20 protein-coding genes and 1 tRNA gene are annotated in these 23,937 nt (G+C 35.7%); 12 read left to right on the top strand and 9 right to left on the bottom strand.

Annotated elements, in window-relative coordinates:
- Positions 1–49 precede the first annotated feature (49 nt).
- Positions 50–718, bottom strand: coding sequence for an SCO family protein (locus tag BLT57_RS03110; RefSeq protein ID WP_091422136.1), 669 nt, complete (start codon positions 716–718; stop codon positions 50–52).
- 117 nt (positions 719–835) lie between these two features.
- Here BLT57_RS03110 and BLT57_RS03105 point away from each other — a divergent pair, with 117 nt between their 5' ends.
- The 3 genes from BLT57_RS03105 (at position 836) to BLT57_RS03095 (ending at position 4,345) form a co-directional block, all read left to right on the top strand.
- The gene (locus BLT57_RS03105; RefSeq protein WP_091422134.1) at positions 836–2,782 is read left to right on the top strand and encodes a M1 family aminopeptidase; all 1,947 of its coding nucleotides are present in this window, start codon (positions 836–838) and stop codon (positions 2,780–2,782) included.
- A 79-nt stretch (positions 2,783–2,861) separates the two neighbouring features.
- Positions 2,862–4,187: an RIP metalloprotease RseP gene (gene rseP, locus BLT57_RS03100; RefSeq protein ID WP_091422131.1), complete on the top strand. Its 1,326-nt coding sequence runs from the start codon at positions 2,862–2,864 to the stop codon at positions 4,185–4,187.
- A gap of 84 nt (positions 4,188–4,271) precedes the next feature.
- Positions 4,272–4,345, top strand: a tRNA-Asn gene (locus tag BLT57_RS03095).
- Between the two features lie 455 nt (positions 4,346–4,800).
- Here BLT57_RS03095 and BLT57_RS03090 read toward each other — a convergent pair.
- From BLT57_RS03090 to BLT57_RS03055, 8 genes are all read right to left on the bottom strand, one after another.
- A complete protein-coding gene (locus BLT57_RS03090) occupies positions 4,801–5,583 on the bottom strand; it encodes an enoyl-CoA hydratase/isomerase family protein (RefSeq protein WP_091422127.1) in 783 nt (260 codons plus the stop codon).
- Positions 5,584–5,597: 14 nt separating this feature from the next.
- Complete coding sequence (locus tag BLT57_RS03085; RefSeq protein WP_231928758.1) at positions 5,598–7,007, bottom strand: PAS domain-containing sensor histidine kinase; 1,410 nt, start codon at positions 7,005–7,007, stop codon at positions 5,598–5,600.
- 89 nt (positions 7,008–7,096) lie between these two features.
- On the bottom strand, positions 7,097–7,645 hold the full coding sequence (locus BLT57_RS03080; RefSeq protein ID WP_091422120.1) for a CopD family protein: 549 nt from the start codon (positions 7,643–7,645) through the stop codon (positions 7,097–7,099).
- Positions 7,645–10,737, bottom strand: coding sequence for a glycosyl hydrolase (locus BLT57_RS03075; RefSeq protein WP_091426637.1), 3,093 nt, complete (start codon positions 10,735–10,737; stop codon positions 7,645–7,647). Before BLT57_RS03075 ends, BLT57_RS03080 begins: the two co-directional genes overlap by 1 nt.
- Positions 10,738–10,786: 49 nt before the next feature.
- Positions 10,787–12,139, bottom strand: a complete 1,353-nt coding sequence (locus BLT57_RS03070) for an MATE family efflux transporter (protein ID WP_091422115.1) — start codon at positions 12,137–12,139, stop codon at positions 10,787–10,789.
- Positions 12,139–13,182 carry a ferrochelatase gene (gene hemH / locus BLT57_RS03065; protein ID WP_091422111.1) on the bottom strand — a complete coding sequence of 348 codons (1,044 nt, stop codon included), beginning with the start codon at positions 13,180–13,182 and terminating at the stop codon, positions 12,139–12,141. Before hemH ends, BLT57_RS03070 begins: the two co-directional genes overlap by 1 nt.
- Before the next feature lie 38 nt (positions 13,183–13,220).
- Positions 13,221–13,820, bottom strand: a complete 600-nt coding sequence (locus BLT57_RS03060) for a hypothetical protein (RefSeq protein WP_091422108.1) — start codon at positions 13,818–13,820, stop codon at positions 13,221–13,223.
- 79 nt (positions 13,821–13,899) lie between these two features.
- Positions 13,900–14,820, bottom strand: a complete 921-nt coding sequence (locus BLT57_RS03055; protein ID WP_091422105.1) for a helix-turn-helix transcriptional regulator — start codon at positions 14,818–14,820, stop codon at positions 13,900–13,902.
- Between the two features lie 169 nt (positions 14,821–14,989).
- On the opposite strand from BLT57_RS03055, the gene hemA reads away from it, so the two are divergent.
- From hemA to BLT57_RS03010, 9 genes are read left to right on the top strand one after another with little or no spacing between them, the layout of a single operon-like run.
- The gene (hemA, locus tag BLT57_RS03050) at positions 14,990–16,252 is read left to right on the top strand and encodes a glutamyl-tRNA reductase (protein ID WP_091422103.1); all 1,263 of its coding nucleotides are present in this window, start codon (positions 14,990–14,992) and stop codon (positions 16,250–16,252) included.
- On the top strand, positions 16,245–17,825 hold the full coding sequence (hemC, locus tag BLT57_RS03045) for a hydroxymethylbilane synthase (protein ID WP_091422101.1): 1,581 nt from the start codon (positions 16,245–16,247) through the stop codon (positions 17,823–17,825). The genes hemA and hemC overlap by 8 nt, the downstream gene beginning before the upstream one ends.
- Position 17,826: 1 nt before the next feature.
- Positions 17,827–18,852 carry a uroporphyrinogen decarboxylase gene (hemE, locus tag BLT57_RS03040; protein ID WP_091422098.1) on the top strand — a complete coding sequence of 342 codons (1,026 nt, stop codon included), beginning with the start codon at positions 17,827–17,829 and terminating at the stop codon, positions 18,850–18,852.
- A gap of 20 nt (positions 18,853–18,872) precedes the next feature.
- The gene (locus tag BLT57_RS03035) at positions 18,873–19,643 is read left to right on the top strand and encodes an EI24 domain-containing protein (protein WP_091422094.1); all 771 of its coding nucleotides are present in this window, start codon (positions 18,873–18,875) and stop codon (positions 19,641–19,643) included.
- Positions 19,640–20,176: a GNAT family N-acetyltransferase gene (locus BLT57_RS03030; RefSeq protein ID WP_091422092.1), complete on the top strand. Its 537-nt coding sequence runs from the start codon at positions 19,640–19,642 to the stop codon at positions 20,174–20,176. Before BLT57_RS03035 ends, BLT57_RS03030 begins: the two co-directional genes overlap by 4 nt.
- 3 nt (positions 20,177–20,179) lie before the next feature.
- On the top strand, positions 20,180–21,082 hold the full coding sequence (gene hemF, locus BLT57_RS03025) for an oxygen-dependent coproporphyrinogen oxidase (RefSeq protein ID WP_091422090.1): 903 nt from the start codon (positions 20,180–20,182) through the stop codon (positions 21,080–21,082).
- Between the two features lie 15 nt (positions 21,083–21,097).
- Complete coding sequence (gene hemB / locus BLT57_RS03020; RefSeq protein ID WP_091422086.1) at positions 21,098–22,087, top strand: porphobilinogen synthase; 990 nt, start codon at positions 21,098–21,100, stop codon at positions 22,085–22,087.
- Positions 22,088–22,112: 25 nt separating this feature from the next.
- Positions 22,113–23,240, top strand: a complete 1,128-nt coding sequence (locus BLT57_RS03015; RefSeq protein ID WP_091422083.1) for a CNNM domain-containing protein — start codon at positions 22,113–22,115, stop codon at positions 23,238–23,240.
- On the top strand, positions 23,240–23,713 hold the full coding sequence (locus BLT57_RS03010) for a methylated-DNA--[protein]-cysteine S-methyltransferase (protein WP_091422078.1): 474 nt from the start codon (positions 23,240–23,242) through the stop codon (positions 23,711–23,713). Before BLT57_RS03015 ends, BLT57_RS03010 begins: the two co-directional genes overlap by 1 nt.
- The last annotated feature ends 224 nt before the right edge of the window (positions 23,714–23,937 follow it).

The raw sequence follows: 23,937 nt of genomic DNA, 5'->3' as shown, positions 1-23,937 counted from the left end.
AAGCAAAAATAAAGGAAATATTCAGCCTAAAAAAATTGTTGCACCAAAACTATTGATATTCCTTTTTCAAGCGTTTTATATCTTGTAATAATGAGTCGACTGATGTTGGACTAATCCCATTGTATAACCCTCTAATCTGCTTATTTTTATCTATGAGAGCAAAGTTTTCGGTATGCACCATTCCGTAGTCTTCCGTGTTGTCATCTTTAACGACCAAATATGATTTTCTTGCAAGGTCATAGATTTGTTTTCTATCTCCCGTAACCAGGTTCCACTTCTTATCATTAACCCCTTTTTCAATAGCATATCGTTTTAATTGGGCCACAGAATCAATTTCAGGTGTGACCGAATGCGATAATAACAACACCTCGTCATCCTCTAAAATTTCATCTTGTATGCGATGCATCTGATCGGTCATTATGGGACAAATGGTTTGGCATGTGGTAAAAAAGAAATCGGCTACATAGATTTTATCTTTGTAATCCTCTTGAGTAATGGTATCTCCATTTTGATTAAGCAATTTGAAATCGGCAATAGTATGATATTTCTTTTTATGCTGAATAGTACTATCCACTAGAGACGCATCAAGGCGATTAGGCTGATATATTGGCAATGGTTTCTCAACATCTAAGACTGAATAAATCAGAAAAATGATAATCCCAGACACTATTGCTAAGACCGTGAAAAATATCTTGAGTTGTTTTAAATATCTCAACATAAACTGATAATTAAGTCTTTGACTATTTTAGAATTGTAAGTTTCGAGTGCAAAAATACGACACAATAGCAACAAAATGACTACTTTTATCTAGCTATATTGTTAAAAAAAAGAAAAAATGACCATTATCAAATTACGACTACTCCTAGTATTGGGACTGTTTTCTACAGTGTCATTTTCACAAGATTATAATACAACGCTCAACAATATTCGAGAGGCTGAAGCAAAATCGGCACTACAACGTATTATGCATCGTGCTAATTTGAATACAGGAAATTATGATTTAAAATATCACAGATTGGAATTAGATATCGATCCTAGTGTTGCCTTTATTTCGGGTACGATTACCTCATATTTTGAGGCAAAAAGCAACATGACGACTATTACGTTTGACCTAGCTTCAAATATGACTGTATCACAAGTCTTACAGGACGGCAACCCACTCACCTTTACTCATAATACCGAAGATGAATTAATCATTACGCTTCCGAGCACTCAAGCAGCAGGTATTTTAGATTCACTTTCAGTGAGTTATTCGGGCAATCCAGTGAGTTCAGGGTTTGGTTCTTTTGAACAAACAACCCATAATGGTGATCCAGTTATTTGGACCTTATCTGAGCCATATGGTGCAAAAGCTTGGTGGCCTTGCAAACAAGATCTTATTGATAAAATCGACTCTATTGATGTATACATGACAACCCCTGTGTTTAATGCTTCAAATGAAGCTTATGTTTCAGTTTCAAATGGGGTTGAGCAAAGTCAGAGTATTAATGGAGTTCAAAAAACAACGCATTTTAAACATCGTTATCCTATTCCAGCTTACTTGATTGCTATTGCCGCAACTAATTATGAAGTGTATTCACATAACGTTCCAAATAATGGTAATCCTTTTAACATTGTAAATTACGTCTATCCAGAAAGTCTTGAAACAGCTCAAAGTAGCACACCTGTTACGGTAGATATTATAAATCTATTTAGTGCTCTATTTGAAGAATATCCTTTTGCAAGTGAAAAATATGGACATGCACAGTTTGGTTGGGGAGGTGGTATGGAGCATACTACCGTATCTTTTATGGGCAGTTTTAATCGTAACCTCATTGCTCATGAATTGGCACATCAATGGTTTGGAAATAAAATTACATGTGGGAGTTGGAAAGACATCTGGCTTAATGAAGGCTTCGCAACATATCTCTCTGGTTTAGTGATTGAAAACTTAGATGATAATGCTGCATTTACCACGTGGAAACAACAACGCAATAACTCTATTACTTCTGCATCAAACGGTGCGGTATATTTAAGTGATACTGATACGCTCAATGTTAGTCGGATTTTTAATGGTAGATTAAGCTATAATAAAGGCGCAATGGTCTTGCATATGCTTCGGAAAAAACTAGGAGACCCTATGTTTTTTCAAGCTTTACAAGATTATCTTGGAACAGCTACCCACGCTTTTGATTATGCCAAAACAGAAGATTTTATTACTATTGTTGAAACCTCATCTGGTGAAGATTTGACCGAATTTTTTAACGATTGGCTCTACAATCAAGGATATCCCACTTATAACGTCATTTGGAATCAACCCAATACAAATCAAGTGTCTATAACCCTAAACCAGTTACAAAGTGATGCTTCGGTGTCTTTCTTTGAAGCACCTGTGCCATTGCGTATTCTTGGAACAATGGGAGAAACATTAGATATTGTATTAGACAATACTACTAATCAACAAAACTTTATTGAAACAGTAAATTTTACTGTTCAAGATATACTTTTTGATCCAGAATCTGATATCATTTCAAGAGACAATAGTATACTATTGGGCGCCGAAAATTTTGAAATCGACAACCCATTATTATTGTATCCTAATCCAACTTCTGACGTGTTACATATTGAAAAACCTATATCCTTATCCATTTCAGAAATACGCGTTTATAGTCCTTTAGGGCAATTAATTACTCAATTGCCATGGAATTCCAAAATAGACACAGCTTCTTGGTCTAGTGGATTGGTCTTTATTCAATTCGAAACTATGAACGGAGTCATTACTAAATCGGTGTTAAAAAAATAAGCATTAAATGGATTAAAGTTTTCTAAATGCTGCTAAAACACTACTTTTGTCGACTATAATTTTATATGATTAACGATACATGGAGTTTGTAATAAGAATATCTCAATTTTTACTGAGTCTTTCATTACTAATCGTATTACACGAATTAGGTCATTTTATACCAGCAAAATTATTTAAAACCAGAGTTGAAAAGTTTTACCTCTTTTTTGACATTAAATATTCATTATTTAAAAAGAAAATAGGAGAAACGGTCTACGGCATTGGGTGGCTTCCGCTTGGTGGTTATGTAAAAATTGCTGGAATGATTGATGAGAGTATGGATAAAGAGCAAATGGCCTTACCACCTCAACCTTGGGAGTTTCGTTCAAAACCAGCTTGGCAGCGTTTAATTATTATGCTAGGCGGTGTTACCGTCAACTTTATACTCGCTTATTTAATCTACGTATTTGTGGCTTTTATTTATGGTGATAAAACCACCACAGTGGAAAGCATGAAAGGTGGGTATTGGATAGAAAACGAATTACTTCAAGATATTGGTTTTAAAACTGGAGATAAAATAATAAAGGTCAACGATTTTAAGGTGGTTAATGATTATGATGTGCGCTCTAATATTATTGGTGCTGAAACCTTTACTATAAGACGTAATGGTGAAGAAAAAGTCATTTCACTTCCTGAAGATTTTCTAGGTCAATTTACTTCCGCAAAAAGTAGAGATTTATTCGAACGTAGAATTCCGTTTATGATAGGTTCTGTTACAGATTCATCACTAAACAAGACCGTTGACGTAAAAACTAAAGATATAATCACCTCGATTGATGGAAAAGATTTAATGTATTTTGATCAGTTAGATTCACTAATGACAGATTACAAAAATGAAACCTTGACTGTTAATTTAATAAGAGGCAATGACAAAATTACGCGTCAATTACAAGTAGATGAGAATGGAAAGTTCGGTATTCAAGCAGCCTATGATGACGATCGCTTTGCAGAATTAGGTTATTTTGATATTGCCACTCAAACTTACACTTTTGGTGAAAGTTGGGGAGCTGGTGGACGTGATTTTGTAGATACCATGCAAAAGTATGGCGCACAACTAAAAGCAATATTTAATCCAAGTACAGGAGCTTATAAAGGTGTTGGTGGATTTAAAGCTATATATAGCATTTTTCCTAGTGTATGGAGTTGGCAAGCCTTTTGGATGCTCACAGCATTCTTATCTATTATGTTAGGTGTATTGAACTTATTGCCTATTCCGGCATTAGACGGTGGTCATGTCATGTTCTTATTGTTTGAAATGATCTCAGGAAGAAAACCAAGCGAGAAATTTTTAGAACGTGCACAATTAGTTGGATTCGTCATATTAATTACCTTAGTGTTGTTTGCAAATATCAACGATTGGATTTAAAAAAAATTAAAAACATTTTTAAAAAAATTGTTTTTTTTAATATAAAAAATAGCATATATTTGCGCTCGCTAATGCGATAAACACTCCTCTTTAGCTCAGTTGGTTAGAGCATCTGACTGTTAATCAGAGGGTCCTTGGTTCGAGCCCAAGAAGAGGAGCAAAATACAACCCAACACCAAAGTGTTGGGTTTTTTTGTGCAATAAGATCATTTATAACAGATACAGTCTCTTTACTCCAAATTAATAGGATCAAGCATTTTGATTGCTGCCGGCTGCAATTTCAAAAGACATATACCACAACTTAAGTATGGTAATTTTGAATACATATTAGGTAAAATTCTTGTTTTATATAAAAGCTATTGATTGTAGGTTTACCAGATAAATGTATTGGGTAAATCCATAAATTTAAAGTTATGACCAAATTATATTTAGTATTACTTATTTTGATGAGTCCTATAATAGCAGCCGCCCTTCTTTTAACCAGTCCGTTTTACTTTTTATTTAAAACTATTGAGAAGATATAATCAACACAAACATAGCTACAAAACTCAAATCAAAAATATGACCTTTCGGTTTTGACCGTGCCGTGCCTTATTCAGAAAATCTAATTGGTTTATTCCCCTGGGAAATCAGCCTTACGCTTTTCAAGGAAAGCGGTTGTTCCTTCTTTAAAATCTTCGGTTCCAAAGCATTTCCCAAACTGTTTGATTTCAGTTTTATAACCATTCACACCATCTTTAAAGTTTGCATTAACGGCTTTGATAGCTCCTTTTATGGCTACAGATGAATTACGCATGATTTTAGTAGCTATTTTTTCTACTAGAGGTATCAGCTCCTCTTCTGTAGAAACGTGATTTACTAATCCGTAAGACAAAGCTTGATTCGCATCAATCATTCCTGCTGTCATGACCATTTCCATAGCGCGACCCTTGCCAACGAGTTGTGGTAAGCGCTGTGTACCACCATAACCTGGAATCACACCAAGAGAAACTTCTGGTAATCCCATTTTTGCATTTGTACTAGCAATTCTAAAATGACAGGCCATTGCTAATTCCAAGCCACCACCTAAAGCAAAACCGTTCACTGCAGCAATAACTGGAGTCGATAAGTTTTCAATATAATCAAATAATAACTTCTGACCTTTAGCCGCTAACTTACCACCGTTTTCAACGTCAAAATCGGCAAATTCACTAATGTCAGCTCCCGCAACAAAAGCCTTTTCACCACTACCTGTTAAAATAATAACTTTAGTGGCTTTACTCTTGTTTGCATTCTTGAGGGCCTCATGTAGTTCTTGAATAGTTGCTTTATTTAAGGCATTTAATTTACTTGGTCTGTTTATAGTAATGGTGGTAATACCATTAGTTGTAGATGTTAAAATATTTTGATAGCTCATTGTCTGTAATTTTATTAAATCTTCGGAAATGTCACTATAAAAGTGGTTCCAACGTCTTGTTGAGATGTAAAGGTAATATTTCCTTTATAAGTTTCCACAATATTTTTTACCATGGCAAGACCCAATCCCATTCCACTGGTTTTGGTTGTAAACTTTGGTTCAAAAATCTTACTTTCATTTTCTTTAGTAATACCTATACCATTATCTTCAACGGTGATTTTTACCATATCGCCTTCAGACATCACCTTGACCTCTATTTTAGGAGTTTCCTTATCACTTGGAATAGCTTGTATGCCATTTTTAACCAAATTAGTGACTACGCGAATAAGTTGTGTACGATCAAAATTTGCCATCACTTGGTCGTCTTCTGATATAAACACAATATAATCTTCACTAAAAATATCCAAAGCCAATTTGACAATGTTAGTCACATTCAAAGATTCATTTTGTTGCGCAGGCATTTTAGCAAAATTTGAAAAAGCCGATGCAATAGAACTCATGGTGTCAATCTGCTGAATGAGTGTATTACTATACTCATCTACTTTTTGATAGATGTTCTCATCCTCTGGATTAAATTTGCGTTGAAAACTCTGAACACTGAGGCGCATTGGCGTTAACGGGTTTTTAATTTCATGCGCTACTTGTTTCGCCATTTCCCGCCAGGCTTGTTCACGTTCGCTAGTCGCAAGCTGTACAGCACTCTCTTCTAATTCATCAATCATACTATTGTATGAATTCACTAATGTTGAAATCTCTTCACTTGAGGAAGCAATATCTATTTTTTTGTTGCGCTTTTCAAGACGCGTCTCATTAATTTTATCAGCTATCGTTTTAAGTGTGCTTGTAATATATTTTGAGAGTAATAGTGCTAATACAATTGCAATTAGCATCATAAACACATAAGCATAACCCAAACGCTCAAGAAACTCATTGAGTTCTTTATTTAAAAAATCATCATTCTCTAAATAAGGTAAGTTCAAAATCGCTAACGGTTTAGATTTTGCATCCAAAATAAAGGTATAAGACGACTGAAATGTCTCTCCGTTTTTTCTGTTCTTAATAACATATCTGTGTTCGGCTGTATTCGAAATAGCATTTAATACGTCTGTATCAATGCACTGATATAAAGAATCACTAGTAAAACTAGCTTTAGAGGTTATAAGTAATGAGCCCTCCATATCATACAAATTAATCCTTAAGCTGTGAATCTCTGCAATGCGATAGATTTCATCTTTAAAAATTAAGGGTACTTTCTCTGTTTCTACTGGATAAGTGGTTTCCTTAATCACATAGTTGATATCACTTATAATCGCTTTTTCCTTGCGCTCTAAGCGTTCTTTATGATAGTCTCTGGCCTCTTCGTTATACTGATAAATTGTTACACCAGCAATCAATACAGATGCAATAAGCACCAGTAAAATCATAGCGAAAAATATACGAACTCGTAAAGACAGTTTTTTTAACCTCATCAATTCTTTTATAGTTCAATGAATGTAACAATAATTAAGCCAATCTATACATTCGGGTTTTTACTCCTCATATTTTTATAAACTTTAAAACCTAGCATAATTAATATGCCAAGTACTATAATCCCAATCACTCCAAAGATCCAATTAAACGCGTTTTTTAGAATAACCAAGAAGATAACTGCAAATAAAATAAAAGTGGCGCCTTCATTCCAAAGTCTCATGAAATTTGATGTTTTCTTTACTTCATCATGCTGTAGTTGCTTGTAATACACATGTGTTTTAAGATGGTATATTAGTAATACAACAACAAAGGTTAACTTCACATGCATCCAAGGTTGATTGAACAAATATGGATTTAGTATTAGTAACCATACACCAAAAATTGTTGCTAATATTGCAGAAGGCCATGTAATAATATTCCAGAGGCGTTTCGCCATCAGCTTAAGCTGAGCTCCCAAAATTTCTTTGTCAGGAGAAGGTTTATGATAGGCTTCTATTTGATACACAAATAACCTAGGAATATAGAATAATCCAGCAAACCAGGTCACAATAAAAATCAGATGTAAGGCTTTTATAAAATTATAATACTCCATTAATCCTCTACAAATAAATAATTTAATTGCATTGTATTGAAGGCTGCATTAAACGCACTAATCTCATCACTTATCAATTGATTAAAAGCATCTAACTGTACTTTAATTTGAGTTGTTAATTCCTCTTTTACAAGTATATCTTGATCGGTTGGCCCAAAATCTCCCATCCCAACCAAGGCATTTAAATGCCCTAACTTATTCGTCAATCGAATTGGGAAATTCAGCGGGTCTTGGCCACTTCGGTTTTTAGTTTGATATAAGGCCTCTTCAATTTTTGTAAACTCCTCTTTAAGTGTTTTTGATTTCTCAAGAAGCTCCTTTACATTGTCATTGTCTTTGTATTGTGTTTCAAAAGCGGTCAGTTGCTTTTTAATATTTCGTATTTTCTTAATGGATTTGTGTGCATCATCCATTGTCTTATTAACATCTTTAATGAAGTCAAATTGTTTTTGCATGTCAGCTAAGCTGCTTTCTGCCCTTGGGTCTGCTAGTATATTAAACGATTGTGGTTTGGCATTTCCATTCACATTTAAATGTACTTTATAGGTTCCTGGAATTGCTTTAGGGCCACTTAAACTTGCCCACCATAAGATCATTCCATCTAATCGTTCAGCCCCATCATAAGTCATATTCCAAACAAACTGGTTCATCCCTTTTTTCACCTCTAATTTGTCTTTCTTTTTATTTTTAGTGGAATAGGTTTTTATAGTGTCACCTTTAGTATCAAAATAAGTCAGTGACACTTCATCTTTTTCAGCATCATAATTATTTAAATTGAAATAAGTAATCACACCACTCGGGTGATTTACACCGTTGGTTTTACTCCCTTTTCTAGATCCTCCATCCATCCGGTAGGTGTCTTTTGGTTTGAAAAGTTTATCCCCTTCAGAATTGGATGCATATAACTGATGTAATACCGTTAAATCATCAATAATCCAAAGGCTTCTCCCTTGTGTAGCTACGATAAGATTGTTATCCTTAATCGCTAAATCGGTTATTGGAACAATTGGAAGGTTCAGTTGAAATGGGCTCCAGTTCTTTCCGTCATTAAAAGATATATACATCCCTGTTTCTGTTCCTGCATAAAGCAATCCTTTTTGTTTTGGATCTTCGCGTAAGACTCTAGTAAAGTGTTCCGCATTAATGCCGTTAGTGATTTTCGTCCAAGTTTTACCATAATCAGTTGTTTTATATAGATAAGGATTAAAGTCTCCTGTTTTGTATTTTGTCCCAGCCACATAGCAAGTTCCTGCATCAAAAGCACTTGGTTCAATGCTATTTATCATCATCCATTCAGGCATCCCCTTAGGGGTCACGTTCTCCCAATTTTGCCCACCATCTTTTGTAACATGTATCAATCCGTCATCACTACCAACCCAAAGTAAACCTTCAGTAATTGGGGATTCTTGTGCCGCAAAAATCGTACAGTAATATTCAACAGATGTATTATCTTGTGTGATTGGTCCTCCAGAAGATTTTTGTTTTTCAGGATCATTTCTTGTTAAATCCGGACTAATAATTTTCCAAGATTGACCTTCATTTTCAGTCACATGAACGTGTTGCGAAAACGTATATAAACGATCCGGATTGTGCTTTGAAAAGATAATAGGGAAATTCCATTGGAATCGGTATTTCATCCCTTCAGCACCATGACCCATAGGGTTATCTGGCCAAACGTTAATAGCTCTAACCGTTCCACGTTTATGATTGACTCGCGTCAAATAGCCGTCGTAACTTCCGCCGTAAACAATATCATTGTCTTCGGGATCTATTGCGATATGAGCAGATTCTCCTCCTGCTGTACTTTCCCAATCATCTTCAGAAATCGAAAACCCATCGGTTCTATGTGGAATTCTTACGGTTGAATTATCTTGCTGAGCTGCATAAATACGGTATGGGAAATGATTATCTGTCGTTACACGATAAAACTGTGAAGTAGGTTGATTATGATAGGTGCTCCATGTTTCACCACCATCATATGTGACTTGAGCACCCCCATCATCTCCAATAATCATTCGGTTAGGGTTTTCAGGTGCAATCCATAAATCGTGATGATCACCATGAGGCGCATTATAAGTACTGAAAGATTTACCACCATCGGTACTTTTATGATATCGAACATTTAATACATACACCACATCGGCATCTTTTGTATCTGCATACAATCTCGTATAATACCATGCACGCTGACGTAATTTACGCTCACTATTGACTTGATTCCATGTGTCTCCGCCATCATCACTGCGATACAAACCACCTTTGTCTTTATTTTCTACAATTGCCCATACACGTTGACTGTTTACGGGTGAAACTGTAACTCCAATAATGCCTATTGTCCCCTCAGGAAATCCCTTATTGGTCGAAATTTCTGTCCAAGTTTCACCTCTATCGGTACTTTTCCATAAAGCTGAACCTTCACCCCCTGAACTTAAACTATATGGTGTACGTTGCACACGCCATGTTGAAGCGTATACTATTCTTGGATTTGTTGGGTCGATTAATAAATCAACAACTCCCGCATGTTCATTAGAAAATAAGGTTTTCTTCCACGTTTTACCTCCATCAGTACTTTTATAAACACCGCGCTCTTGGGTAGGTTTATAGATATTTCCTAAAACACCTGCGTATACGATATTATGATTCGTGGGATCGACTGCAATTCTCGGTACATGTCTTGAGTTTTTTAATCCCGCTGAGGTCCATGTTTTTCCAGCATCAACGCTTTTCCATAAACCATAACCAGACGATACATTTCCACGAACAGTTTTTTCCCCACCTCCTACATAAATGACATTAGGATCACTTTTAGCTACTGTAATTGCACCAATACTTCCGCCGAAAAATCCGTCTGAAATGTTATCCCAAGTGCGTCCGCCATCTAAAGTTTTCCAAATACCACCGCCTGTAGAACCAAAGTAATAGAGGTTAGGCTGGTTTGGAACTCCAGTTACAGCGGCACTTCGACCGCCTCTAAAAGGGCCTAACAAGCGATACTCGAGTGCATCATACTGGGATTCATCAAAAGATTGTGCGTCAATTTGTGCCATATTTCCGATTAGAAAAAGGCATAAGAGTGTAGTGATTTGTCTCATGTTTTGGATGGTTTTATTACTAGCTTTAAAAATAAGCATTATAAAAATATTATGCAGTAGTCTTAAGCAATTTTAACTTGACTTCACGGTGTAAAAAGAATGCGGTAACTATTGTAGACAGCACATCAGCGATGGGGAAAGACATCCATACACCTAATTCTCCGTAGAAATGGGGTAAAATAAAAATCAATGGAATAAAAAATATTCCTTGCCTAGTTAAGGTGAGTAGCAATGCCGGAATCGCTTTTCCAACCGCTTGAAAATAAGCGGCTCCTATGAGTTGAACCGCAATAATTGGTGTTGCGGCGAACACCCAGCGCATGGCAGGTGGTGTTTCTTTTATGACTTGGGCATCTGTAGTAAATAAACGTGTAATAGACTCTGGGAAAATCATTAACATAATAAACACCATAGTTGCTAAACCAATAGCATATTTTAATGCCGTAGAAATAGTAAGTCTTACCCGATCATATTGTTCGGCACCATAATTAAATCCAGCAATAGGAAGAAATCCTTGAGTAATACCATAAACTGGAAATAAAGCAAACATAAGCATTCGACCTACTATAGCATAAGCCGTGACAGAGGTTTCTCCACCGAGATTAAATAAAATATTATTCATAAAAAGATAAGTGATACTTACAACAGCTTGTCTTGCCAATGTCACAGAGCCAAGCCCTCCAATTTCTTTGACTATTGGAAGCCTAAGTTTGAATTGACATTTGGTCAGTTTTAATTCCGACTTGTCTGATAAAAAGAACCAAACAATATAAGCCAAACACAACATATATGAACCTGTTGTAGCCCATGCAGCACCTTCCATTCCGAAGTCTAGAAGATTAATAAATACATAATCTAACACCAAATTTCCAACAGATGGAATCATCATTGCGTACATAGCGAATTTTGGCTTTCCTTCGGCTCTAATAACGGTATTCCCCATCATACAAAGTGCTAAGAATGGTACTCCATAAAGCACGATGGTATAGTAAATTTTTGCAGGATCGAAGATTGCACCTTTTCCACCGAAAGCGGGAATAATATCATCCACAAAGAGTAATCCGGGAACAACAAAAGATATGGTGAAGAGCAGTGTTAGTGTTATTTGATTACCGAAAGTTTGAAAGGCCTTCGTCTCATTATTGGCTCCCAATGCTCTGGAGATAATTGAGGAGCCACCAATACCTATACTCATTCCGAGCGCCGCAATAAAAAAGGACACTGGAAGCACTACGTTAATCGCTGCTATGGCTGTGGCACCAATCCATTGTCCAACAAAAATGGTATCAACAAGTATGTTGAGTGACATTACCAAAATACCAATAGATGCTGGAACTGCTTGCTTAATTAGTAATTTACCAATTGGCTGCGTACCAAGATCTTTTGTACTGGGTTTTGCCATTATGCCGAAACGGTTTCAGCTATTGCCCAGTCATTAATCCATTGAGATAATAAATCGACAAATTCCTGATCATCATTTAAACATGGTATAGTTGTAAACTCTTTTCCTCCCATCTCGTGAAAAATCTCTTCGCCCTCCATGGCAATTTCTTCTAAAGTTTCTAGACAGTCACTAACAAAAGCTGGTGTGACAATGGCCATTTTTTTGGTGCCTTCTTTTCCCATACGTTCAATTGTACGATCTGTATACGGTTGTAACCATGGATCAAAACCTAATCGTGATTGGAAGGACGTTGAGAATGTGCCTTCTGTCATGTTCAATTTTTCACCAACCAATCGTGTGACTTCTTTACACTGGTGTTTATAGCAAAATTCGTGTGCTGGTGATGGCGTTTTACAGCAAATGCAATCCACTTTATCACTAGGTGTGCAGTGAGATTTTGTGACATCACTTTTTCTAATATGACGTTCTGGAATACCATGATATGAGAATAATAAATGCTCGTAATCCTTACCTTCTAAATGTTTAGCGATAGAATTTGAAAGCACTTCGATATACTTTGGATGGTTATAGAACGGCTTTAAGTCGGTTATTTTTACCTGTGGAAAATGCACTGCTCTAATTTCTTCTGCTAGTACTAGAATAGTCTCAGTCGTTGCCATAGCAAACTGCGGATATAAGGGAATGAGAAAGATATCATCCACACCTTTATCTACTAATTCTTGAATTCCGTTTTTAATAGTCATACTACCATAACGCATAGCTAATGCAACAGGAACCTCAGTTTCTTTTTGAATTCCGTCTTGTAAACGTTCAGAAAGTACAATTAAAGGTGACCCTTCGGCCCACCATATTTTTTTATAAGCTTTGGCCGATTGTTTTGGACGTGTGTTCAAGATAATACCTTTAACCAATAAGGTTCGTGCCCATTGTGGTACATCAATGACACGTTCATCCATTAAAAATTCTCCCAAATATCGTTTAACGTCTTTAGGTTCTGGCGAATCTGGCGACCCTAAATTTACAAGTAAGACTCCTTTCATATTTTTTTGCAATTTTAAAATAGGTCTTTCGACTTATTTTATTCCTTTTTTAATAATTCTGCTCGAACGCTTTCAGGAATAATAGAATTTACTAGCATTTGCATAGCATCATCATTTCCGATAAATTTCCAACCATTATACTTTGGATCTTTGATAGCAAACATGGTAGCGTCCATATTAATCACTAGAGACATTGTCTTCTCATCAGCGGTAACATTTTCGACTCCAAATTGTGTATCCATAGTAGCTTTCATAAAATCAATAAACGTTTTTTTATCTGCCTCTGGTTTATCTAATTCAGACAAAAAAGTCATTTTCATTTTACTGTTATAGTAAACAGCTGCGTAGGTTACACCTTCAACCTCTTTCTTATCGCTAACGCTTGTAATGTCATTATTAAGAAATTCGATTTTCATATCGGGAGAACTAAACATTTGTTCCATCCCGGCTTTCATTTGATCTCTTGAAGCCATCTCGAACACCTTAGGATACATGTAGTCTAATACACCATCAAAGTTCTGATTGGTCATATAATCATAATAAGTCTGTGCTTCTTTAATGATGACTTCCTTGTGTGATTGTGCAGCTACAGACAAGGTTATAAAAAGAGTAAGGCAAAGTGTTGAAAGATGTTTCATGGAATAACGTTTTGTTTTTGCAAAAATACGATAGTATTTATTAAGATTAAATAGATATTATTGTCTTATGAATAGTTTTTTATCCCAGTGCCATTAAGTACTTCTTTGGCGTGGTCCCATATTTCTTTTTAAAGGCTGAAATGAAATGACTTGAGGTACTGTAACCTACTTTAAGTCCTACTTCATTGACATTGTGGTTTCCAGCCTCTAGAAGTTTTCTCGCCACTTCCATCTTATAATCAAATAAGAAACTAAATACGGTGTCACCATAAATTTGTTTAAACCCTTCTTTTAATTTCTTTAAGCTCAACCCAATATCTTCTGAAAGTTCTTGTAATGTTGGAGGTTCAGCCATACGGGCAATAATAATATCTTTTGCCTTCCGGATTTTAATCACATTAGTTTCATCGACTAAAAATGGGCATTGTTCGATATCGGCATCTTCACTTCTGTTGAAATATAAACTTAAAAGTTCTAGCGCCTTCCCCTTAAAATACAACGTTTTAATCGACGTATTAAGATTATAATTGATTAATTGATTCAACGCAATGGCCATCGATGGTGAAATTTTCCCGTCTTTATAGTACTTTTTATCCTTATTATCGTCGCTTAAAAAAGTGATGTAATCCGCTTCTTGAGAGAATAATCCATGAAATTTTTTGATTGATACCAATACCGAAACCAGCCAAGAATTTGGATGGACTTCTAAGTGAATAGGTAAATCACGTTGTGGGTTGTACAATAGTAAAGAGTTCTCCTCTTCAATTTTTAAACGGTAGTTTCCATTATTGAAGATAAATTCACTTGACCCTTTGATACAAAAGTGAAACTGAATAAAACTACTATCAATCTCACGCTCAAGAACTTGAATCTTATTTTCATTATTTTGGTGCGTTAACACAAAAAATCCCGCATCTAATTTTGTTTCCTCAAAGGAACCTCTAGCGATATTTTTTGAGATTGAAAAGCCAGAATTATTTTTATTGCTATTTAGATTCATTCTAAACTAAAGTCTGTTAAGGCGTTGTTTTAAGGGCAAAAATATGACAATTATTAGAGTAACTTAAGAAATTGACCTAAAAAACTAAAAACGATACTTAAAGTTCTTCTAGCGTTGTTTTTTGTCAGCGATCCTTTTTACTTTTGTCAAGGTAATTTCCAAATCAGGTATGGAGCACTACACAATGTCGAGAGGCACTACATTTTATGCGATTGGGTTAAGCTATAAGAAGGCAGATGCAGAAGTACGCGGTCATTTTAGTTTAGACGAGATGTCTAAAATTGCTGTATTGGAGCAAGCCAAACAAAAAGGCATTGAAAGCCTTGTTGTGACTTCTACTTGTAACAGAACTGAAATTTACGGATTTGCAGAGCATCCATTTCAACTCATTCAGTTGCTATGTGAGAACACCAAAGGTACCGTTGAAGAATTCCAAAAAGTCGCATATGTATACAAGAATAAGGAGGCCATCTCACATATGTTTAAAGTGGGTTCAGGTTTAGACAGTCAGATCCTTGGGGATTTTGAAATTATTAGTCAGATAAAAACGAGTGCGCGTTTGTCTAAAAATTACGCCTTGTTAAATCCATTCTTAGAACGCCTTGTCAACGCTGTGATTCAAGCCTCAAAACGCATTAAAACTGAAACTGAAATTTCTTCCGGAGCAACCTCTGTTTCATTTGCCTCTGTGCAATACATTATGAATACAATCAAGTCGATTTCAGAAAAAAATATCTTACTCTTTGGAACTGGTAAAATTGGTAGAAATACCTGTGAAAATCTTGTAAAACACACCAAGAACGAGCATATTACTTTAATCAATAGAACTAAAGACAAAGCTGAAGCTATAGCAGGAAAATTCAATTTGATTGTCAAGGATTATGCAAATCTCCAAGAAGAAATTAACGCATCCGACATTTTAATCGTAGCTACAGGTGCCCAAAATCCAACGGTTGATAAGCACTGTATTCAAAGCACAAAACCTTTATTGATTTTAGATCTTTCCATTCCCAAGAATGTCAACGATAACGTCACAGATTTAGACAATGTCACTTTAGTGCATTTGGATGACCTTGCTCAAATTACTGATGAAACATTAGAGCGGAGAAAAGAACATATTCCACTCGCCGAAACCATTATTGAAGAGATTAAGTTGGACTTTAACGCTTGGCTATCCACTCGAAAATTTGCACCAACAATAAAGGCATTAAAACATAAGCTAGCTGATTTTGCCAGTGCTGAATTAGATACTCAACGTAAAAAAATGAGTGACTTTAACGAAGCTCAAGCCGAGGTGATAAGTAAAAATATCATTCAAAAAATTACCAACCATTTTGCGCATCACTTAAAAGAAGATGATGTGTCTACAGACGATAGCCTTGAACTTATAAAAAAAGTGTTTCAACTAGAAGCCACTACAGACAATGTCTAAACGAATTAGAATTGGCACTCGTGATAGCGAACTCGCGCTATGGCAAGCCAAAACCGTACAACAACAATTAGAGCATTTAGGCCATAAAACAGAACTTGTTCCTGTGAAAGCCACAGGAGATATTGTTCTAGATAAGCCTATTTACGAATTAGGAATTACAGGTGTATTTACAAAAACATTAGATATCGCCATGCTCAATGAAGAGATTGATATCGCTGTACATTCGCTTAAAGACGTGCCAACGCTATTGCCAAAAGGCATCGTACAAGCCGCTGTTTTAAAACGTGGCAACGTTAGAGATTGCTTGGTCTTTAAAAATAATGAAGAATTCTTATCACAGCGTGAAGCCGTGATTGCAACAGGAAGCTTACGTCGAAGAGCACAATGGTTAAACCGTTATCCAACTCACACTATGGTTGGCTTGCGCGGAAATGTGAATTCCCGTTTAGAAAAGCTGGAAGATAGTGATTGGAATGGTGCCATTTTTGCCGCAGCCGGTTTAGGTCGGTTAGACATGAAACCTGAAGAAAGTTTTAATCTAGAATGGATGATTCCTGCACCTGCTCAAGGTGCTATTATGATTACTGCACTTGAAAGTGATGAAGAGATTAAAGCGATATGTGCAGAAATTAATCATGAGGAAAGCGACATTGCTACTTCTATAGAACGCAAATTTTTAAATCTTTTAGAAGGTGGTTGTTCTGCTCCTATTGGTGCCTTAGCCTTTGTTAAAGAGGAAGAAGTGCATTTTCAAGGGGTTTTATTAAGCCTTGACGGAAGTAAAAAAATAGAAGTGCAACGTACCGTAGCTCTTGGTTCACATCATGACTTGGCTCAATTTTGTGCAGATTATATTATTGAGCGTGGCGGAAAACGCTTGATGGACAATCTTAAAAAATCATCTCAAAACGTTAATGTCTTTTCTACCAAAACATTAACTGATGATCAAAAGCAATTGTTTCATGAGGATGTAGTATCAGAAGCTTCTGACTTTATTAAAATCAACCTTAATAGAATGACATCTCAAATCTTGAGACCACTTCCAAAGAATGTAATTATCACTAGTAAAAATGCAGTTGAGGCATTGCTAATGAATTTTGCTCCTCAAGAGTTGCAATTTGAAAACATCTACTGTGTTGGTCGACGCACTAAACGTTTGGTAGAACGCAAAATTGGCAAGGTAAAACATACTGAAAACAACGCTAAAAAACTAGCTGAATATTTAGTTGAATACATTGAAGGTACTGAGGTAACCTATTTTTGTAGCGACATTCGTTTAGACGAATTACCAACTATACTTAAAGAGAATCAAATAGAGGTCAATGAAGTTACTGCTTACAATACCAAATATGATTCAGTTAAAATTGAAAACACCATTAAAGGGGTTATGTTTTACAGTCCGTCAACTGTACAAAGTTTCAAACAAGAAAATGATGTGCAAAATGACATGATTGCGTTTTGCATAGGTGAAACTACGGCTAGAGAAGCTAGTAAGCATTTTGAAGATGTAAGGGTTGCAAAAATTCCAACAGTAGAAAGTGTCATAGAATTAGTAAACGAACATTACGTTTAAAATGATAAAGAACGATTTATTTTTAAGAGCATTAAAAGGAGAAACCGTTGAGCGACCGCCAGTTTGGATGATGCGTCAAGCAGGACGTTATCTTCCAGAATTTATGGAAATCAAGGCCAAATATGATTTCTTTACTCGTTGCCAAACACCAGAATTAGCTAGTGAAATTACCGTACAACCAATTCGTCGTTATGGTATGGATGCTGCTATTTTGTTTAGTGATATATTAGTAATTCCTCAGGCCATGAATATTGAGGTGCAAATGAAACCTAATTTTGGTCCTTATCTTCCTAAACCTATTCGCTCTCAAAAAGATGTGGATAATGTCATGGTTCCCGATGTTAAGGAAGCCTTGAATTATGTCTATGAAGCCATTACGGCGACTAAAGAAAAACTAAATGATGAGATTCCATTAATTGGTTTTGCAGGATCTCCCTGGACAATATTATGCTATTGCGTTCAAGGTCAAGGTAGTAAAAACTTTGATAAAGCTAAAGAATTTTGTTTTACGAATCCTATAGCTGCTCATCAATTGCTTCAGAAAATTACAGATACCACGATAGCCTACTTAAAAGAGAAAATAAAAGCAGGTTGTAATGCCGTACAAATTTTTGATTCATGGGGAGGCATGCTCTCACCAATAGATTATCAAGAATTCTCATGGCAATATATTCAGCAAATTATTGATGCGATAAAAGATGATGCACCAGTTATTGCATTTGGCAAAGGTTGTTGGTTTGCTTTAGGTGAGATGGCAAAATCTGGAGCATCTGCTCTAGGCGTTGATTGGACCTGTTCACCAAAAAACGCGAGGTATTTAACAGGTGGAAATATCACTTTACAAGGTAATTTTGATCCCACTCGATTGTTTTCTCCACCTTCAGAAATTAAAAAAATGGTACACCAAATGATTGATGAATTTGGTAAGGATAAATATATTGTAAATTTAGGTCATGGTATTTTACCTAATATTCCGCTTGATCATGCGAAAGCATTTATTGATGCTGTAAAGGAATATAAGGTCTAAATTATTTAAGAACTTGAACAATGATTAAGAACATATTTGATGGCATACAGGCTTATTCAGGAGCACTTGCTTTAATCTCTAAACTTAAACTTTGGAAGTTCTTTTTTATTCCTATCATAATCAGCGTTGTCACAGCCACCATCATTACGATATTGGCTTATGGATTATCTGACAATGTTGGAAGGTTTATTGCTCAAGTTTGGGTTTGGGATTGGGGAAAAGCGACCTTTACTTCTATTTCAACCTTTATTGGAGGTATTGTCATTTTAGCGATTGGATTGATTCTCTATAAGCATATTATTATGGCATTATCTGCGCCATTTATGAGTCCTGTTTCTGAAAAGATTGAAGTCCATTTAACAGGTATTGAAAAGCATCATCATAGAAAAACATCCTTTCAAGAGCAGTTATGGCGAGGTATTAAAATCAACTTTAGAAATCTTGGGAAAGAATTATTGATAACCATTCCTATTTTACTCTTGAAATTTATTCCTGTAGTAAATATATTCTCCACTGTTCTTTTATTTTTAGTGCAGGCCTATTACGCAGGTTTTGGTAATATGGATTACACCCTTGAACGTCACTTTAAATTCAGAGAAAGTGTTCAGTTTGTGAGGAAGCATAGAGGTGTTGCTATAGGAAATGGAATAGTTTTTATCCTGTTTTTGTTAATCCCAGTTCTTGGTATCATATTGGTTTTACCTATGAGTGTGACTGCTGCTTCTTTAAAAACTGTAGACCTTCTTAAGGAGGATAATTTACTGGGAGGTCATAAAACCGTTGTGTTATGATTATAAAGTTTGATGATTTTGAAATCAATTCAATACATAATGGTGATGCCTGGAAAATTTGTGATTTTATGGTCGCCAATGCAGATCGCTTAAAGCGATATTTTCCGAAGACTTTAGAGCAAAGTTTAAATCCGACATTATCAAAACTTTATGTAGAAAAAAGTGAAAAAGCGTTCAAGGACAAGGAATTATTTATATTCACTTTAAAACATTCTGAAACACGACAACTTGCTGGTCTTGTTATTATAAAAGAACTCGATTGGAATATAAAGCAAGGCGAGTTTGCTTATTGTATTGGGTATCCCTTCGAAGGTCGCGGATTAACATCAAAAGCCATTTGTACATTGTCAGCATATGCTTTTGACTATTTAGGTTTAGAACGACTACAAATCATCGCACATAAAGACAATCTGCCAAGCATAAACGTAGCTATTAATAATAGCTTCAAATGGCAAAAAACACTAAAGAATGAATTTACTCCAACTGGTGAAAAGCCATTAGACATGGAGTTATACGAATTATATAAAAATTAAGTTTTGAAAGATCAATTTTTCAATTACATACATGAATTACAAGATAGCATTACGGCTAAATTAGAAGCTATTGATGGTAAAGCAAAATTTCAAGAAGACCTTTGGGAACGTCCTGAGGGTGGAGGAGGAAGAACGAGAGTCATTGAAAATGGAAATGTATTTGAAAAAGGTGGTGTTAATATTTCAGGCGTACATGGAAAATTACCTGAGTCTATGCAAACCTACTTTGGAGTTAAAGACGCTAATTTTTTTGCTTGTGGCTTAAGTCTAGTACTTCATCCTAAAAACCCAATGGTGCCAACCGTTCATGCTAATTGGCGCTACTTTGAAATGTATGATCAGTCTGGAAATATCGTTGATCAATGGTTCGGTGGCGGACAAGATCTTACACCTTATTATTTGTTTGAAGACGATGCCAAACATTTTCATCAGACTTGTAAAACAGCCTGTGATAAACATCATCCTGAATTCTATCCAAAATACAAAGCCCGTTGTGATGAATACTTTTATAATTCACACCGCAATGAATCACGTGGTGTTGGTGGGTTATTCTTTGATTATTGCAAGAAAACAGAAGACATGAGCATGCAAAACTGGTATGATTTTGTAACAGAAGTTGGTAACAGCTTTCTGGAAGCCTATGTTCCTGTTGTAGAAAAACGTAAAGATCTTGAGTATACCGACGCACAGCGCAATTGGCAGGAAATTAGACGTGGCCGTTATGTAGAGTTCAATTTAGTGCATGATAAAGGCACGCTATTCGGTCTAAAAACTAACGGGAGAATTGAAAGTATTTTAATGAGCCTTCCACCTCATGTGCAATGGGTTTATAATCATCATCCTGAAGCTGGAAGTAACGAAGAGCAACTAATTAACGTATTAAAAAACCCGATTGATTGGGTTTAAAAAATTAATTTAGAAATGTATCCATTAAGAAGAAACCGAAGATTAAGAACTAACGAAGCCATTAGAAGCTTAGTTCGTGAAACCATAATTTCTCCTAACGACTTTCTAGTCCCTCTTTTTGTGGTGGAAGGAAAAGGAGTTAAAGAAGAAATTACGTCTATGCCTAATTATTATCGATTCAGCCTAGATTTATTAGAAAACGAGGTCAAAGAGCTTTGGAAATTGGGATTAAAATCAGTGTTGTTATTCGTAAAGGTTCCCGACAACCTAAAAGATAATAAAGGAACCGAAGCCTTAAACCCTAATGGCTTGATGCAACGGGCAATAAAAACGGTAAAAAATGTGTGTCCAAGTATGTTGGTCATGACTGATGTGGCTCTCGACCCTTACTCTATTTATGGTCACGATGGAATTATTCAAAATGGAAAAATAATAAATGATGATACGGTCGATATTTTAGCCGACATGAGCTTATCTCATGCCCAAGCTGGAGCTAATTTTGTGGCACCAAGTGATATGATGGATGGTCGTATTTTAGCCATTAGAGAAGCTTTAGAAGATGGTGGGTATACGGATACAGGTATCATGAGCTACTCTGCAAAATATGCGTCTGCGTTTTATGGCCCATTTCGTGATGCTTTAGATTCGGCACCTGCGGATATGCAAGATATTCCAAAGAACAAAAAGACATATCAAATGGATTTTGCTAACCGTTTTGAAGCCCTTAAAGAAACTGAAATGGATATTGATGAAGGTGCTGATATTGTGATGATAAAACCAGGATTGTGTTATCTTGATATTGTACGCGAAATTAAAAATGAAGTTGATGTCCCAGTGGCTGTATATCAAGTTTCTGGGGAATATGCGATGCTTAAAGCAGCCGCTGAAAAAGGCTGGCTAGATCACGATGCCGTGATGATTGAACAAATCACTGCTATAAAACGTGCTGGAGCTGACGTGATTGCAAGTTACTTTGCAAAAGATGTCGTGAAATTATTATCGTAAATTAGCACTAACTAAATTCGCATTAATGGCTTTACTTGTTTTTTACGCAATCATATCAATATTCTTTTCCTTTATATGCTCAATATTAGAAGCTGTACTTTTAAGTATCACGCCAACATTTCTTAATGTTAAAAAGAGTGAAGGTAAGGCATATGCAACAGATTTAGAACTACTTAAAAAGGATGTTGACCGCCCTTTAATTGCTATTCTAACCCTCAATACCATTGCGCATACGGTTGGTGCCATTTTAGTTGGTGTGCAAGCCAAAGTTGCCTATGTTGAACATTACGGCTCTACTACTAGAAGTGTTTTTGGCATAAAATTCACTGAAGATCTTATGGTTGGTATCGTATCGACGATAATGACCATTCTTATATTAGTTGCTTCGGAAATCATTCCAAAAACGATTGGTGCTACCTATTGGAAACAACTTGCTAACTTTACAACCAAAGCTCTTAATGTTTTGATTTTTCCTTTGAAATGGACTGGAATATTGTGGTTACTGCAACTCACCACAAAATTAATTGGCGGCAAAGGTCACGGAAGTGTTTTAAGTCGTGAAGGATTCTTGGTTATGGCAGATATGGCACATGAAGAAGGTGTGTTTCAAGAGAATGAAAGTAAAATCATTAAAAATCTTTTAACTTTTAAAGAGGTCTTTGCCAAGGATATAATGACGCCTCGAACCGTTATGAAAGCCGAAGATGAAAACACAACTGTAGACAACTTTTTTCAAAGAAACTTAAATTTACGTTTTTCTCGTATCCCTATTTATTCTGATAATCCAGATAATATAAAAGGCCTAGTTTTAAAAGATGAAGTTTTTAAAGAAATGGCATTAGACAATGGCTCTAGGAAACTTTCAGAATTAAAACGACACATTATTGTAGTGGATCGCAACATACCAATACCTAAACTGTTTGAAAAATTAGTAGAGAGCCGCAATCATATGGCCTTAGTGGTTGATGAGTATGGCTCTGTAAGTGGATTAGTCACCATGGAGGATGTGATTGAGACCCTATTAGGTATGGAAATTATGGATGAAAGTGATAACGTTTCAGATCTTCAGTCTATGGCTAGGAAAAGTTGGGAAACCAGAGCTAAAAAATTAGGAATATTTGACGATAATCCTTCCAAAGATACCAATGACTAATGGAAACGTGCATCATCAATTCACCTTTAGGATATACCAAAATTGTAGGTGATGCAAATGGTATTGCACAAGTGACAGTGTTAAATTCCGAAGAAAAAATCACTGATATTATTCCGACACTTCTAGAAGACTGTGTGATTCAACTTGAAGAATATTTCGAAGGAACTCGTACACATTTCGATCTCATATTAAATCCTGTAGGCACCAATTTTCAGCAATCTGTTTGGAAGCAGTTGCAGTTAATTCCATATGGAAAAACTATCTCCTATTTAGAATTATCAAAACAATTAGGAGCTATAAAAGCAATAAGAGCTGTCGCTAACGCAAATGGGAAAAATCCTTTATGGATTATCATACCCTGTCATCGAGTTATTGGCAGTGACGGCAGTTTAACAGGCTATGCCGGCGGACTACTTCGAAAACAATGGTTACTTGAGCATGAAAGCCCTTACCGACAACAATCTCTTTTTTAATATATAAAAAAGTATAGTTCTAAAACTCTCTTTTAAAAACGTAAAAACTCTAGTGATGAGTTTTATAAGTTGGTTTGGTCATGAAGTTCAATTAGAAAACAGAAACCATTAACTTAGTAGATGACAAATAAAATATAATTGCTACTTTTAATAAAATACTTTAAAGGGCAATTATATATTGCTATAAAGTCAAGATAAAATAGAACAAACACTAATTTTTTACA

This window comes from Formosa sp. Hel1_31_208 (assembly GCF_900104785.1).
GTDB lineage: Bacteria > Bacteroidota > Bacteroidia > Flavobacteriales > Flavobacteriaceae > Psychroserpens.
The sequence above is the reverse complement of the archived record's forward strand: the minus strand, read 5'-3'. Positions and strand labels throughout refer to the sequence as shown.